The organism is Pandoraea sp. XY-2 (assembly GCF_004193915.1).
GTDB classification, from domain to species: domain Bacteria; phylum Pseudomonadota; class Gammaproteobacteria; order Burkholderiales; family Burkholderiaceae; genus Pandoraea; species Pandoraea cepalis.
Genome location: NZ_CP030849.1, coordinates 145,374 through 160,000 on the forward strand (window position 1 = coordinate 145,374; position 14,627 = coordinate 160,000).

The 14,627-nt window shown below is 65.1% G+C and carries 11 protein-coding genes and 3 pseudogenes; 8 read left to right on the top strand and 6 right to left on the bottom strand.

Going from position 1 to position 14,627, the window contains the following annotated elements:
* Positions 1–107: 107 nt before the first annotated feature.
* Positions 108–1,301 carry an MFS transporter gene (locus DRB87_RS00570; protein WP_130024466.1) on the top strand — a complete coding sequence of 398 codons (1,194 nt, stop codon included), beginning with the start codon at positions 108–110 and terminating at the stop codon, positions 1,299–1,301.
* Positions 1,302–1,342: 41 nt separating this feature from the next.
* On the opposite strand, the pseudogene DRB87_RS00575 reads toward DRB87_RS00570, so the two are convergent.
* Positions 1,343–2,179: pseudogene (locus DRB87_RS00575) on the bottom strand (TOBE domain-containing protein); the annotation flags it as partial.
* A gap of 253 nt (positions 2,180–2,432) precedes the next feature.
* Here DRB87_RS00575 and DRB87_RS23180 point away from each other — a divergent pair.
* Positions 2,433–2,705 (top strand): hypothetical protein, encoded by a 273-nt coding sequence (locus tag DRB87_RS23180; RefSeq protein WP_150605946.1) that lies wholly within the window; start codon positions 2,433–2,435, stop codon positions 2,703–2,705.
* 81 nt (positions 2,706–2,786) lie between these two features.
* On the opposite strand, the gene DRB87_RS00580 is transcribed toward DRB87_RS23180, so the two are convergent.
* Entirely contained in the window at positions 2,787–4,391 is a 1,605-nt protein-coding gene (locus tag DRB87_RS00580) for an EAL domain-containing protein (RefSeq protein WP_130024467.1), read from the bottom strand.
* A 412-nt stretch (positions 4,392–4,803) separates the two neighbouring features.
* On the opposite strand from DRB87_RS00580, the pseudogene DRB87_RS00585 reads away from it, so the two are divergent.
* Positions 4,804–6,038: pseudogene (locus DRB87_RS00585) on the top strand (MFS transporter).
* Between the two features lie 111 nt (positions 6,039–6,149).
* On the opposite strand, the gene DRB87_RS00590 reads toward DRB87_RS00585, so the two are convergent.
* The 3 genes from DRB87_RS00590 to DRB87_RS00595 all read right to left on the bottom strand — a co-directional run bounded on the left by DRB87_RS00590 (position 6,150) and on the right by DRB87_RS00595 (position 8,057).
* Positions 6,150–6,563, bottom strand: coding sequence for an RT0821/Lpp0805 family surface protein (locus DRB87_RS00590; RefSeq protein WP_130024468.1), 414 nt, complete (start codon positions 6,561–6,563; stop codon positions 6,150–6,152).
* Positions 6,564–6,693: 130 nt separating this feature from the next.
* Positions 6,694–6,840: a hypothetical protein gene (locus tag DRB87_RS22920; protein WP_165385216.1), complete on the bottom strand. Its 147-nt coding sequence runs from the start codon at positions 6,838–6,840 to the stop codon at positions 6,694–6,696.
* Complete coding sequence (locus DRB87_RS00595; protein ID WP_130024469.1) at positions 6,837–8,057, bottom strand: PLP-dependent aminotransferase family protein; 1,221 nt, start codon at positions 8,055–8,057, stop codon at positions 6,837–6,839. The genes DRB87_RS22920 and DRB87_RS00595 overlap by 4 nt, the downstream gene beginning before the upstream one ends.
* Before the next feature lie 339 nt (positions 8,058–8,396).
* On the opposite strand from DRB87_RS00595, the gene DRB87_RS23185 reads away from it, so the two are divergent.
* Both DRB87_RS23185 and DRB87_RS23190 read left to right on the top strand, forming a co-directional pair.
* Positions 8,397–8,732 carry a hypothetical protein gene (locus DRB87_RS23185; protein ID WP_206100053.1) on the top strand — a complete coding sequence of 112 codons (336 nt, stop codon included), beginning with the start codon at positions 8,397–8,399 and terminating at the stop codon, positions 8,730–8,732.
* A 352-nt stretch (positions 8,733–9,084) separates the two neighbouring features.
* Positions 9,085–9,402: a hypothetical protein gene (locus DRB87_RS23190; RefSeq protein ID WP_206100054.1), complete on the top strand. Its 318-nt coding sequence runs from the start codon at positions 9,085–9,087 to the stop codon at positions 9,400–9,402.
* Here DRB87_RS23190 and DRB87_RS00605 read toward each other — a convergent pair.
* The gene (locus tag DRB87_RS00605; RefSeq protein ID WP_130024470.1) at positions 9,386–10,318 is read right to left on the bottom strand and encodes a MurR/RpiR family transcriptional regulator; all 933 of its coding nucleotides are present in this window, start codon (positions 10,316–10,318) and stop codon (positions 9,386–9,388) included. The two genes, DRB87_RS23190 and DRB87_RS00605, sit on opposite strands and share 17 nt — an antisense overlap.
* Before the next feature lie 266 nt (positions 10,319–10,584).
* Here DRB87_RS00605 and DRB87_RS00610 point away from each other — a divergent pair.
* From DRB87_RS00610 to DRB87_RS00620, 3 genes and pseudogenes are all read left to right on the top strand, one after another.
* Positions 10,585–11,924, top strand: a pseudogene (locus tag DRB87_RS00610) (aspartate aminotransferase family protein).
* Positions 11,924–12,775: a 3-keto-5-aminohexanoate cleavage protein gene (locus DRB87_RS00615; RefSeq protein ID WP_130027640.1), complete on the top strand. Its 852-nt coding sequence runs from the start codon at positions 11,924–11,926 to the stop codon at positions 12,773–12,775. Before DRB87_RS00610 ends, DRB87_RS00615 begins: the two are co-directional and overlap by 1 nt.
* 155 nt (positions 12,776–12,930) lie before the next feature.
* Positions 12,931–14,604, top strand: a complete 1,674-nt coding sequence (locus DRB87_RS00620) for a methyl-accepting chemotaxis protein (RefSeq protein WP_305037079.1) — start codon at positions 12,931–12,933, stop codon at positions 14,602–14,604.
* Positions 14,605–14,627 lie beyond the last annotated feature (23 nt).

Genomic DNA, 14,627 nt, shown 5'->3' on the forward strand with positions numbered 1-14,627 from the left:
TCGCGCAGTCTATTTCACCAATGCGAGCGCGTCTATATTCCGCACATTGGTGTATCGCCATTCCCTGAGTGGCCTGACCTTCCTTAATCCCGAGACAGGAGTCTTTCGTGCCCATCGCTCTCTACGCCCTGACCGCCGGTGCCTTTGGCATTGGCGTGACGGAATTCGTCATCATGGGTCTGCTGCTCAACGTCGGCGCCGATTTCGGCGTCTCGATCGCGGCCGCCGGCCTGCTGATCTCCGGCTATGCCCTGGGTGTCGTGGTCGGCGCCCCGCTCATGACCACGGTCACTGCCCGCTGGCCGCGCAAGACCGTTCTGCTGGTGCTCATGGCGATCTTCACCATCGGTAATGCCGCCTGTGCACTGGCGCCGAGCTATGCGGCGCTGATGGCCGCCCGCGTGCTGACGTCGTTCGCGCACGGCACGTTCTTCGGCGTCGGATCGGTGGTCGCCACAGGCCTCGTGTCGCGCGAGCGCCGAGCGTCGGCCATCGCCGTGATGTTCACGGGGCTGACCGTCGCCAATATTCTCGGCGTGCCCTTCGGTACTTGGCTGGGGCAGCACTTTGGCTGGCGCGCGAGCTTCTGGGCGGTGACGCTGATCGGTGCGCTCGCGTTTCTCGTGATCGCCGGGTTCGTGCCGAAGATCGCCGCGCCTAAGGATGCGGGTGACTGGCGGGCGGATATGCGGGCGCTGGCACGCCGTCCCGTGCTGCTCGGATTGCTCACGACGGTGCTCGGCTGGGTGGGCGTGTTCGGCGTGTTCACGTACATCGCCCCGCTGTTGACCGAAGTGACCGGTTTTGCCGAGCGCGCGGTCTCACCGATTCTGTTGATCTTCGGTGGCGGTCTGGTCGTCGGCAACCTGCTGGGCGGCAAGTTGGCGGATCGTCGCGTGGTGCCGACAGTGCTCGGCAGCCTGCTGACGCTCGCCGTGGTGCTGGGGCTGATGACGTTCGCGTTGCACTCGCACTGGCTGGCCATCGTCTTCGTGGCCCTGCTCGGCGCAACCGCCTTCGCGACGGTCGCGCCGCTGCAACTGTGGGTGATGGAAAAGGCCTCGGGGGCGGGCGAAAGCCTGGCGTCGAGCTTCAACATCGCCGCGTTCAACCTCGGCAACGCCATCGGCGCGTGGCTCGGCGGCTTCGTCATTGAACACGGTCCCGGGCTGACGGCCGTGCCTTGGGTGGCTGCGCTCGCGCCGCTGGCGGGCGTGGGCGTGGCGCTGCTGAGCCTGCGTCTGGATCGTCGCGACGCAAAGCTAACCGTCGTGCCGAACTGCGAAACGCCCGCGTTGTGATCCACGCGCGGGCCTGACGCGAGTGCGTCAGGCCATGACCCCAGAATCACACTGGCGGCCGCGAACGCGGCCGTCGCGCCGACACCCACCGTCAACCCGCGAGCGGTCAACGTGTCATGCGGCATCACGGCGGCGAGCCGGCTGCCGCCGGGCAACGCCAGAATGACTTCGGCCTGTCCCGCGTCGTCGGCGATGGCGTCCACCGTGCCTGAAAGGCGGTTCGCGGTGGCCAAACCCGCGAGATCGGCGCCGCGCGCGATTTCGATCCACGGGGCCTTGATGAGTGCGAACGCATCGCTGCCGGTCGCCAGCCCCAGCGTCTGCGTGCTGTGGTGCGTGAGCGACGCCGTGATCGCTTCACCGCCGGGCAACGTGAGCGTCACTTCGTCGTTCACGCCGCAGCGCCGAATCGCGGTGACCGTGCCGTGCAACTGATTGCGTGCACTGGTCTGCAGTCCCAGCCGCGCGATGATGGGCCACTGCTCGTCGAAATGTTCCAGATCGGTCGCCACGCGCGCGAGGAATTGCCGTTGCGCCACCTCCACCGCCCGGAACGCCGCCACGAGCTTCGCGCCGCGTGCGGTGAGACGGGTGCCACCACCGCCACGACCGCCCGTGCTGCGCGCCACCAGCGGTTCGCCGGCGAGCTGGTTCATCGCATCCACGGCATCCCATGCGGCCTTGTAACTCATGCCGGCGGCTTTCGCGGCGGCCGTGATCGACCCGTGCGCGGCGATCTGTTCGAGCAACGCAATTCTGGCGTGACCGCCAAGCGACGCATTGCCACGATGCACCCAAAGCGATCCGCTCACTTGCAGCGCATCGTCCAGCCCATGATGCGAAACCCCGTTAGGCGTTGAAGGCGGTTCGGAAACCATAAAGATGTTTTCTATTGGACTTGGCAGGTAAGCGCATTGTAGAGGGCCGGCGGACCTGCGAACACCGACGCCGGACACAGAAGTGTTGCCGCGCACCAACGAAGCGGACGCCGGATTTTTCATTGGGGGACGAATGGGGGACGTTGCTCCTCTACATTGAATTTCGCCGCATGCCCCCCCTGGCCGGTGAGTCGCGCGTCAGGCCGAAGTCCACGTCTGATGCGGGTCCACCGGGAATGCGACGGTTGTCGAAGTGCCTACTCACCTGACACAACAGAAACGGGGTGAAATGATGCGCGTCAGGAATATCAAGGAAACGGTTGACGGGGCTCGATACTATCGTCTGGTTCGCATGTTGCCCAACGGCAAGCGGCATCAGATGCAAATTTCTTTCTCCGCAGGTGAAATGCGCTTCAGACATTTTGTCGCGCGACGGTTGTGGTTGCTGCGTGCCGAAATGCGTGACAGCACACGGGCGGCCGCCATGCCCACGCCACGCAGCAACATGCCGCAATTGGTCTTCTGACCGGGTGCGGCGTGAGGCAAGCGCCGGGCCGATGGTCGTCACCGGTCGGGCGCTTTCGGTACGCGCCAGGGCAATGAGCGTTTAGCCTGCCTTGAGCGGCGTGAGTGGCACGACGCTCGCCGATGCCGAGTTGACCGACGCCGGGCCTCTGCCCGCGTGGGCTATCGCAAACTGTACCAACTCGTCGAACGCGATCGGACGCGCGAACAGATATCCCTGGGCGTAGGTCACGTTGCGTTCGCGCAGATAACTCGCCTGCATCTCGTTTTCGACACCCTCCGCCACGATTGTCATGTCCAGCCGCTCGGCCAGATGGATGATGGAATCGCAGATATTGCGCGTGACCGTATCGTCTTCGGTAACGGGCAGGAACTCCTTGTCGATCTTCAGATAATTGAAGTCGTAGCGCTTCAGATAGCCGATGGAGTTGTTTTCGGCACCGAAGTCGTCTAACGCCGTTTCCACGCCGTGACGCTGGAGTTCCGCCATCACATGGCGCGCCGCCGCGGTGTCGCGAATCACATAACGCTCGGTGATTTCCGCGATCATCGGATACGTCTCGTTGAGCGAACCGTATAGACGTTCGATGTCGTGCACGATGGTCGTGTCGCGCAAATGCCGCTCCGCAAGATTGACCGCAATGTGAAACCCCTGCGGCAGCGCGCCTCGGGAGACGTCGTTGCGAATCTGCTTCAGCAGCGAACGGGTGAGTTCGATGATCAGGCCGTTGCTTTCCGCGATCGGGATGAAGGCGTCGGGGCGCACGAGGCCGGCCTCAGGGTGATGCCAGCGCATCAGCGCTTCGGCCCCGGCGCAGCGGCCCGTGGCCAACTCCATCACCGGCTGGTAGTAGACCTTGAACTCATTGCGTTTGATGCCCAGCGCGATTTTCCGCCGCATGAACTGGGCCGGGCCGAGATGGCGGAACGTCAGGATGCCGAGCAAAATCGAGATCGCCACGCCGAATGCCAGAAAGATCGGCGCCTGCGTGGCGATCAATGAGCGCGTCAGGGTGGCGCTGCCGGCAAGCGACGTCGAGAAATGGTCCGAGTCGAGCGTGACCTGAGCCCCGCGGGTGGCGATGCCGACGGATTCGAGCCGCGGGCCTTCGGACGTCAGCGACACTTTCCCGATGGTCATCGCCGTCCAGGCAAGCTCGTTGGTCTTGACGCTATGCAACGACTCGGTGAGATACACGCTGTCGATGAAGCCCAGGACACCGTCGGTGGCCGACGTCGGGATGAACAATGCCAGTGCGGGGGAATTGCGCACATAGGGCGTGCTGTCGACAAACATTTCGGGCGTGCCGGTCAGCAACGGCACGAGTTCGGCCGGCAAAGGCATTTCGATGGCCTCGTCGGAGCGAATCACCGACGAGCAATACATCTTCCCGTGGGAGACGAGCCAGATGGAACGGAAGTAGGGACTGAGCGTGCCCGTGGCCTGCAACGAGCTGTTGACCTCGCCGCAAGCGCGGCCGACCCAGGGGGCGGCGCCCTTGAGGGTGTCCTCGGCCGTACCGACAATGCGCTCGAGTGCCGCGCGCTGTCGTTGTGCTTCTCGTTGCAGGAACGCCTGCGACATGTGATGAACGCGCAGCCAGCCAAGGATCAGGACGACAAAGAGCGTGACCGTCACGACGAGCCCGGTCACCAGCCACTGCACGACTCTGGAGTGTTGAATCATGTTCTGCTGCCAACCAAGGAAGGAGGGGGCCCTTTCGTGTGCTTCGTGTGCGTCATGTTGCACGGCACAACTCGTCAATCGACTCTACACGAATCCCTGACGGTCACCAACGCCCGATAAACCCTCACGAGCTGTTGGCGACGTGTGCCCGACAAGGGCCTGGCGGATGTCCGGTGGGCGGTTCAAGGCCACCGGCAAACGTCTTTTATCGGTCTTTGTGAGACATACCGCGGCGGGCCGGATGGCGGAATCGCGACAAAAGTTGGCGTAACCGCAATTTACGCATGCTCTACACTTCACATATTAGATTTCCGGCAAAAAATAGGCCAAGTCCCAAAGTCAGGTCTATTTGCACGAAAACTGCCGGAAGCGTGCTGATTTCCTGAAGCTTTTGACGTCAAATCCCCCTCCCATGTCGAGCCAACCTGTCACGTCCCTTCCCGGCGCCCCCTCGCCGGCCGCCAAAGGCACCGCGTTCCGTGTGCTGTCCGCGATCAGCTTCTCCCATTTGCTCAACGACATGATCCAGTCGTTGATCCTGGCCATCTATCCGCTGCTCAAGGCCAGTTTCGACCTGAGTTTCGCGCAGGTCGGTCTGATTACGCTGACCTACCAGGTCACGGCGTCGTTGCTGCAGCCCGTCGTAGGCCTATACACCGACAAACATCCGAAGCCGTATTCCTTGCCGGTCGGCATGGGCTTTACGCTGGCTGGCCTGCTGTTGCTGGCTGTCGCGCCGAATTTCGGCATGCTGCTCGTGGCTGCCGCGCTGGTCGGCATGGGCTCGTCCGTGTTCCACCCCGAGTCGTCGCGCGTGGCGCGCATGGCCTCGGGCGGACGCCACGGCCTGGCGCAATCGTTCTTCCAGGTCGGTGGCAATGTCGGTTCGTCACTCGGCCCGCTGCTTGCGGCACTTATCATTGCGCCGCACGGCCGTGGCAGCGTGGCGTGGTTTTCCGTGGCGGCGCTCGTCGCGATCTTCGTGCTGTTCCACGTCAGTCGCTGGTACGCCGGGCAGCGCGCCGCAAGCAAGGGCAAACCGGCCGCGCGCCGAGGCGGGCACGCCCACCTGTCGCGCGGCAAGGTGATGTTCGCCATCGGCATTCTGCTGGTGCTGATCTTCTCGAAGTACTTCTATCTCGCGAGCATCAGCAGCTACTTCACGTTCTATCTGATCAGCAAGTTCCACGTGTCGGTGCAAAGCGCCCAGGTGCATCTGTTCGTATTCCTGTTCGCCGTGGCGGCGGGCACGATGATCGGCGGACCGCTGGGCGACAAGATCGGTCGCAAGTATGTGATCTGGGGGTCGATCCTGGGGCGGCGCCCTTCACGCTGATGCTGCCGTATGCGGACCTGTTCTGGACCGGCATCCTGACGGTGGTGATCGGCTTGATTCTGGCGTCGGCGTTCTCGGCGATTCTCGTCTACGCGCAGGAGTTGATTCCGGGCAAGGTCGGAACGGTGTCGGGGTTGTTCTTCGGCTTCGCATTCGGGATGGGTGGCGTGGGCGCGGCCGTGCTCGGACAACTGGCCGACTCGACGAGTATCGACTTTGTCTACCACGTCTGTGCCTATTTGCCGCTGCTCGGGATCGTGACGATCCTGTTGCCCGACGTCGAAGGCCACAAGAAGATGGCGGCGGCCTGAGGCGGCTGTCGGCACGATTCCCCCGTGCCCTGCGCACGGGGGCGCAATGAAAAACCGCTGGTCCCGAAAATCTCGGGCCAGCGGTTTTTTGTCTGGAGGACGACTGAATGCTTACTGAGCGCCGCGCTTTTGCAGTTCCCATTGGCCGTTCTCGCCCTTTTTGCAGGTCGGCAGCTTGAGGGTGACTTCCTGCCCCTTTGCGCCGAGCACCACGATCAGGTCACGGCAGGTACGGGTGTCGTCCTTCTGGGTGTTGGTCGGCGTGAGTTGCGCTGTAATGGCCACGGGGTTGCCGGTGCCCTTGTTGCTCCAGTCGACGGTTTCGTTGTCCTGCTGATGGGACAGCACGTTGCTGGCCGCTTTGGCGAGCGACGCATTGTCGGCCTTGTGCAGATAGGCCAGCGGCGAGTTGCTCATGAAGAGAAGGTTGGACGCGGCAAACGCCGGCGCGGCCATGGTGGCACCGACGACGAGCGCCGTGCCAAGCCCGAACGAGCGGGCAAGCGACAGACGGAAAGGCGACATTCGGAGTCCTTGAGAGTGTCGACAGGGAGACGGATCCTGCGCAACGCCGCGTCGGGTCTTGCGCCGACGCCTTCGCCGCAGGCGAGCGCATCGATCATAAAATAAACCGGGGACGGCGTCATCCTGTGCGTCATCGGCGCGCGAGTGCTTTCACGACATCGGCGACCTGCTCGAGCGCGGCCTTGAGCACGGCGTCGCTCTGCGGCGTACCCAGGGCGATGCGGATGGCGGCGGGCGCCGTCTGCCCGGGCGCAGCGAACGCGTCGACGGGTGTCACCGCAATCCCCCGCATTTGCAGGGCCGCGACGACGTCGTCGCAGCGCGTCGGCGCGGGCACGGGCAGCAACTGGTGAAACGCCCCGACATACCCCGTAGCGCCAAGGCCGCGAAGCAGGCCTGCGCGATGGCCTGACGCCGCGCCGCCAACGCGCGCTTGCGCGTCGTCCAGCGATCGATCGTGCCGTCGCCGAGCCAGCGCGACGCCAATTGCGGCATCAACGGCGCCGCACTCCAGGCGCTCGCCCGCATTGCCGCGTGCACCCGTGGCAGCAAGGCGGGAGGCGCAACCAGATAGGCGATACGCAGGCCCGGCGCGCCCGGCTTGGAGAGACTGCAAACCTCAACCGTACGCTCGGGCGCGAGCAGGCGAAGGGCGGGCGGGGCGTCGGCGACGAGAAAGCCGTAGGCGCTGTCGTCGACCAGCAGCAGGTCGTGACGCCGCGCCACCTCCACTAGCGCCCGCCGCTGTGCGAGCGGCATCACACCCCCCAGCGGGTTATGCAGCGTGGGCATCGTGTAGACGAGGCGCAAACGTCCCGCAAGCGCGCGACACGCCGTATCGAGTGCCCCCGGATCGAGCCCACCCGGTGTCATCGACACGGCAACGAGTGGAATATCACGCAAGGCCGCGAGCGCTTTCCAGCCGGGATACGTCAGGGCTTCGACGGCTACCGGCTCGCCCGCGCGACACAGCGCCAACTGCAGAACGTCGAGCGCGTGCTGGCCTCCGGCACAGATGACGATCTCATCGGGCGAGACGGGCGTGCCGTCGCGCCGGGATAGCCATTGCGCCGCCGCTCGCCGATCGGACGGATGCCCGTCGTGTGGCGTGTGGGCGAGCAAGGTGCTCAGATCGCCTGCCGCGGCCGTCTCTCGCAGAGCTTGACGCAACGCGTCGGTCTGCTCGGGCAAGACCGGATAGTTGAACGCCAGATCGACACCGCCGATCGCGCCCGGCGCGGGGGCCCATTGCGCGAACGCCGCCGCCGCGCCGACGGCGGGCGAGCGCACGAACGTGCCGCGCCCCACTTCGCCGACGGCTAGACCACGTCGCGCGAGTTCGGTGTAAATCCGTGTAACGGTGGAGATGGCAAGTCCGTGCGCATCGGCGTAATCGCGTTGCGGTGGCAGTCGGGCGCCCGATGCGAGTTCGCCGCCCGCAATGGCTTCGGCGAGACGTTCGACATGTTCGAGATAGCGGGCAGGGGCAGCCATGCGAAGCGCGGGGACGGAAATTGATATCAGGACAATTCAATAATTGCACTGGATTCGCGAGCTGGCAATACTTGAAGCCATACCGCTTCCGCCTTGGCCATTTACGGTCGCTTCATTGTTGGCTCACTGCATGTCTCATTCCTCGATCTCAGTCGACACAGACCCTTGCCAGTCACCTCAAATAACGCCGCGCTGGGCGATTCCGTTGCTGGCGCTACAGTTATTCGTCGTCACGTTCGCCGTGAATCTGCAAGCGCCGCTGGTGCCGCACTATGCCGCGGCAAGCGGGCACGGCGCGGGGCGCAGGCGCTTGCCTTCGCGTGCTATGTCGGCGCGCTCGTGCCGACATTGCTGTTTCTCGCGGGATTGTCCGATCGTGTGGGGCACCGCGTGCCGTTGGCCATCGCGTTGCTGCTTGGTCTGGCAGGCACGGCGCTGACGCTGCACTGGCCGACACTCGTCGCACTTGGCGGCGCAAGGGCGTGTTACGGACTGGCGACGGGACTCGTGGCGGGCAGCGGCACCGCGTACATGACCGAGCTATATGGCACACGCGAAGACGCGGCCACGCGCGGGCGGCGCTTGTCGCGGCGGCCACATCGCTGGGCTTTGGCACTGGCGCGCTCCTCACCGGCGTGTGCCTCGTGGCGGCACCGTCGACGCTGCCGCCCCTGAGTCTGTGGGCGTATCTGCCGTTCGCCTTTGTGGCGGCCGTTGCGGTGGCGGCGCTGCCCGCGCCGGTGCGTCATCGAAGCACATCGTGGTTGCGCTGGCCGGTGCTTGCGCCCGGCACCGTCCCGCTGGGCGTGGCGATACTACTCGCGTGGGCTGCGGTGGGCGTCGTCATCGGCGTGGTGCCGGCGGCGCTTGCCGCGCGCGGGCACGAGGCGTGGGCGGGATTTGCCACGTTTTTCGTGATCTCGACGGGATTGTTGTTTCAACCTGCCGCGCGACGCATGGCACCCGTGCAGGCGGTGCGCGCCGGACTTTTGCTCGTGCCGCTCGGCTTCGTGGTGCTGTCGTTCGGGTGGGTTACGCGAATTTGCCCGTATTGCTGGCCGGTGCGGCGATCGCCAGTTCGGCGTGCTACGGCTTCACTTATCTGGGCGGGTTGGCGGCGGTCAATGCGGCGGTCGCGCCGGCCATGCGCGCACGTGCGGTGGCGGGGTACTTCCTGTTCGCGTACTTCGGCTTCTCGGTGCCGGTGGTCACGATTGGCTGGCTCGCGGACCACGTGGGCATGCTCGTCGCCTTGGCCCTGTTGGCTGCGGCGTTGATCGCGGGCAGCGCCGCGCTCGCGGTGACGCTACGCCGCCCGGCCGCTACGCTCACGCGTCCCGTTTGACGCGGGTGCCGCTTCCCGCGCTTCCCTCACTGCCCGTCGGGCTGACGTAAGCGCCAGTGCCGTGCAACTGGTCTTCGGCCAGTTCCAGAGCGCGCACCGCCCCGCGTCCCTTGCGGGCGAGCAGCATTTCCACGAGCGTCTCGACGACGGCGATCCCGGCGGTGATCGACGGAAAGAACGACGGACTCTCATGCGAGAACAGCACCGTCGCATCGGCGTCGAGGGCGAGCGGCGAGACCGTGGAGTCGGTGAGCGCGAGCACACGCGCCCCCGCCGCCCGTGCCGCTCGCGCCACGATCAGCGCTTCGTTCGAATACGGGGCGAAGCTGATGACGACCACCACATCGCGCGCCGAGAGCGCACGCAACTCCATCTCGAGCGTGCCGGCCTCGCCGCGAATCAAATGCACCGTCGGCCGGAACAGCCGATAGATGTATTGGAACGTGAACGCGATGGGAAAGCACGCCCGGAAGCCGGCGACATGCACGGTGCCCGCATTGGCAAGCAAATCGACGGCCGCTCCCAGCGACGCATTCGCGCCCGCTTCGGTCAGGTCGAGATTGTTGTGCTGCACGCGGAACATCTCGGGCACCATGCGGGCGGCATCGCCCTCACGGATGACCTGACGAGCGCGACTCGCATAGGGCTGCGGCCCAAGCCGGATCGATTCGAGAAACAGTTCGCGCAGGCCGTGCCAACCGTCGAAGCCGAGATGCTGCGCGAGTCGCACGAAGGTGGCCGGCTGCACGCCCGCCTCGGCGGCAATCGCACGCATGGAGCTGATCGGAACACGCTGCGGGTGGTCGAGCAAGAAACGCGCGCCCGCCTGAAATTGCGGGCTGAGCTGGGGATAGCGCGCGCGCAGTAACGTGTTGAGCTGTTCGAGCGTCTGCGGCAACGCGGGAGCTTCAGGCATAGGGGATGGCAACACGGCGACGAAGTAATGTAACGATTGTTGCATGAAATGCCCCGACCACGCACGCGCTTTCCCCCCGTGGGCCCGGCCAATGCGTAACCGTTGGGCAAGTTCAGGCGATTGAGTAAAGTGTTGCGACAACAAAACGAGTGAAACATATGTTGCAAAAACAACGCGATGCCCCTACACTGAGCTCCATCGTTCGCGTGAATGGGTGGCTGGGCGGTCATCGCGCGACGCGCCATCTTTTCGTCAGAGGTTCAGGCATGACTCATGTGTTTCACCGCAACCCGCGCCAAACCTTGCCCGTCGCGGTCGGCGGCCAGGGCATCGAGCTGATCGACAGCACGGGCCAGCGTTATCTCGACGCGTGCGGCGGCGCCGCCGTCTCATGTCTGGGACACGGTCACCCGCGCGTGATCGAGGCGATGCAGCAGCAGGCGGCGCAACTGGCTTACGCGCATACCTCGTTCTTCACGACGGAAGTCGCCGAGCAATTGGCCGACACGCTGGCCGCGAGCGCGCCCGGCGATTTGAATCACGTGTATTTCGTCAGTGGCGGATCGGAGGGGGTGGAGGCGGCGCTCAAGCTGGCGCGGCAGTACTTCGTGGAGATCGGCCAGCCGCAGCGTCAGTACTTCATTGCGCGTCGTCAGAGCTATCACGGCAACACCCTTGGCGCGCTGGCCATCGGCGGTAACGCGTGGCGGCGTGAGCCGTTCCTGCCGCTGCTGGTGCCGGCCCACCACGTTTCGCCCTGCTTCGCGTATCGCGAGCGGCTTGAGGGCGAGGGTGATGCAGTGTATGTCCAGCGTCTGGCCGACGAACTCGAAGCGAAAATCCTCGAACTCGGTGCCGATCGGGTGATCGCGTTTGTTGCGGAAACCGTGGTGGGTGCGACGGCGGGCGCGGTGCCGCCGGTGGGCGACTATTTCAAACGCATTCGCGCCGTGTGTGACAAGTACGGCGTGCTGCTGCTGCTCGATGAAGTGATGTCGGGCATGGGGCGCACGGGCTACCTGTTCGCGTGCGAGGAAGACGGCGTGGTGCCGGACATTCTCGTCATCGCCAAGGGGCTGGGCGCTGGCTATCAGCCGATCGGGGCGATGCTGTGCACCGATAAAATCTTCGATGCCGTGGTCGGCGGCTCCGGATTCTTCCAGCATGGTCATACGTATCTGGGACACGCGATGGCCTGCGCGGCGGCGTTGGCCGTGCAGCGCACGATTGCCGAGGAGCATCTGCTGGAGAACGTGCAAGCGCGTGGCGAGCAACTGCGGGCGCGCCTGCGCGAAGTCTTCGCCGATCACCCTAACGTGGGTGATGTGCGTGGCCGGGGGCTGTTCGTCGGTGTCGAATTCGTCGCCGACCGTGCGACCAGGCAGACACTCCCGACGGCCGACAAGATGCACGCACGGCTCAAGGCGGCGGCCAAGGCGCGCGGTCTGCTGATCTACCCGATGGGGGCACGGTCGATGGCGTGCATGGCGATCACGCGTTGATCGCACCGCCGTTCATCTGTCAGCCGGCGGACATCGACCGGATCGTGGAACGGTTGGCGTTGGCGGTGGCCGATGTCACCGGCGTGATGACGGGAGGCGCATGATGACCGGCACGACACGCGCTTTCGCGCTGGCCGTCGCGCCCAACGGCGCCCGCCGCACGCACGTCGATCATCGTGCGCTGCCCATGACGCCGAATGAACTCGGCGCGTGCGCGAAGGCGTGTCTGGAGGCGGGCGCGGCGATGATTCACCTGCACGTTCGCAAGGCCGATGGCACGCACAGCCTCGAGGTGCCGGATTACATCGCCGGCATCGACGCGGTGCAACGTGCCGTGGGCAACGAACTCGTACTGCAAGTGACGACCGAGGCAGTCGGCTGTTATACCCCCGAGCAACAGATCGCGACGGTGCGTGCCTTGCATCCCGAAGCGATTTCGGTGGCGTTGCGCGAAGTGCTGCCCGACGCCGCGCATGCACCCGCGGCCGAAGCGTTCTTCGCCTGGCTCTGGCAAGCCGGGATCACGACGCAGTACATCCTGTACGACACCGAGGACGTGGCGCACTACTGGCGCTTGCGAGCGAACGGGGCAATCCGTCCGGGCCGTCATTGGGTCTTGTTCGTACTGGGCCGGTACAGCAAGGGGCAGTTGTCGTCGCCGTCGGACCTGCTACCGTTTCTCGCGGCCTGGCAGACGGGGGCACAAGCGCTGGGCGAGGCGATCACGGCCACACCGTGGGCGATGTGCGCGTTCGGACCGCGCGAGGCCGAGTGCGCGCTGGCGGCCGTGTTGCATGGGGGCCACGCCCGGATCGGCTTCGAAAACAATCTCTACCTGCCGGATGGCAGCACCTCGCCCGACAACGCGGCGTCGCTTCGCGCGTTGACGTCGGCCGCGATGCCACTGGCGCTGGTGCCCATGACGGCCGACGCCCTTCGCGACCTGACCCGCTGAATGGCCGTGGCGGGCACCGCCGCGGGTGCCCGGACCGCCTCAATTCAGAAATAAACCCAAATACAAGGTCTGACCGACGTTGCCCGACCGGGCCGCTGTAATAGAATCGGCGTAACCTCAAACAGGCCCGCGTCGCCCCTTCCCCGGCACCGGGTATGCACAACGAACGGGAGCGCGGCGTGAAACACTGGTCGATCCGACATCGCATTCTGGCCAGTTTTGGCCTGATCATCGCCTTGATGGCCCTCATGGCCGGCATCGCCTTTACGCGGCTGATGGCCATCCAGCAGGAGGCGATCAGCGTGGAGACCGACTCCACGCCCGGCCTGTACTACAGCACGATGCTGCGCGGCGCCTGGTTCGAGAGCTTCCAGATGCTTCAGCAGGTCGTGTCCGTCGACGACAACGACAAGGCCCGGACGAGCGATCTCGATGTGCTTCGCGCTGCCAATGGCAAGATCGACGAATGGCTCAAGGACTACGGCACCACGGTCAACCGCGACATCGATCGCGTCCAGTACGACGAAGTGCGCAGCGTGCGCCAGCAGTATGGCAGCGTCAGCAATCAGGTGCTCAAGCTGGTCGCCGACGGTCAGATCGCCGCGGCGCGTTCGATGGTGTCGGAGCAGCTTTACCCCGAATGGGGCCGTGGGCGCACGGCGATCCAGCATCTCATCGATACGAACAAGACCTTTGCCGACGAGTCGACTCACAACATCAGCCAGTCCGTGATCGCGGCCAAAGCGACCTTGCTCATCACGCTGGCCGTGGCGCTTGCCTGCGCCTTGTTAGCCGGCTGGCTGCTGTTCCGGGCCATCAGCGTACCGCTTGCGAGTGTCATGCAGATTCTGGAAGTGATGCGCTCGGGCGATCTGACGCAGCGTCTCGATCTGGAACGGCGCGACGAATTCGGTGCGCTGGAGGCGGGCTTCAACCGGATGACGGATGAACTCACGGGGCTGGTCGGGCAGGCGCAGAAGTCGGCGTTGCAGGTAACGACGTCGGTGACCGAGATTGCCGCCACGTCGCGTCAGCAGCAAGCCACGGCCTCGGAGACGGCGGCGACGACGACGGAAATCGGCGCGACCTCGCGCGAGATCTTCGCTACGTCGCGTGATCTGGCGCGCACCATGACCGAGGTCGCGGGCGTGGCCGAACACGCGGCGTCGCTGGCGGGCACGGGGCACGTTGGCCTCACGCGCATGGAGGACGCCATGCGCCACGTCGTGGAGGCGGCGGGGTCGGTCAACGGCAAGCTCGGCATCCTCAACGAGAAGGCGGGCAACATCAATCAAGTCGTCACCACGATCACGAAGGTGGCCGACCAGACCAACCTGCTCTCGCTCAATGCGGCCATCGAGGCCGAAAAGGCGGGCGAGTACGGACGCGGCTTTGCCGTGGTGGCGACCGAGATCCGGCGGCTGGCCGACCAGACGGCGGTGGCCACCTACGACATCGAACAGATGATCAAGGAGATTCAATCGGCCGTGTCGGCCGGGGTGATGGGCATGGACAAGTTCACCGAGGAGGTGCGGCGCGGCATGGACGAGATGCGTCAGGTCGGCGATCAGCTCGCGCAGATCATCGCGCAGGTGCAAACGCTCTCGCCGCGCTTCCAGGTCGTCAACGAAGGCATGCAGGCGCAGGCGACCGGGGCCGAGCAGATCAATCAGGCGCTGGTGCAACTCTCCGAGGCGGCGCAGCAGACCGCCGAATCGCTGCAGCAATCGAGTCAGGCCATCGAAGAACTCAATCACGTCGCCAACGGACTCAAGAGCGGCGTCTCGCGCTTCAAGGTGCAGACGCTGCCGCCCGTGGGGCTGGCGTGAAGTAACGCGCCACTACGTCATTC

What these genes read in the sequence shown, in the direction of transcription:
- DRB87_RS00590 (WP_130024468.1), bottom strand. Translation starts at nt 6,563, where the DNA reads ATGTCGCCTTTCCGTCTGTCGCTTGCCCGCTCGTTCGGGCTTGGCACG.
- DRB87_RS00615 (WP_130027640.1), top strand. Translation starts at nt 11,924, where the DNA reads ATGACCGGCACGACACGCGCTTTCGCGCTGGCCGTCGCGCCCAACGGC.
- DRB87_RS00580 (WP_130024467.1), bottom strand. Translation starts at nt 4,391, where the DNA reads ATGATTCAACACTCCAGAGTCGTGCAGTGGCTGGTGACCGGGCTCGTC.
- DRB87_RS00620 (WP_305037079.1), top strand. Translation starts at nt 12,931, where the DNA reads ATGCACAACGAACGGGAGCGCGGCGTGAAACACTGGTCGATCCGACAT.
- DRB87_RS00595 (WP_130024469.1), bottom strand. Translation starts at nt 8,057, where the DNA reads ATGGCTGCCCCTGCCCGCTATCTCGAACATGTCGAACGTCTCGCCGAA.
- DRB87_RS00605 (WP_130024470.1), bottom strand. Translation starts at nt 10,318, where the DNA reads ATGCCTGAAGCTCCCGCGTTGCCGCAGACGCTCGAACAGCTCAACACG.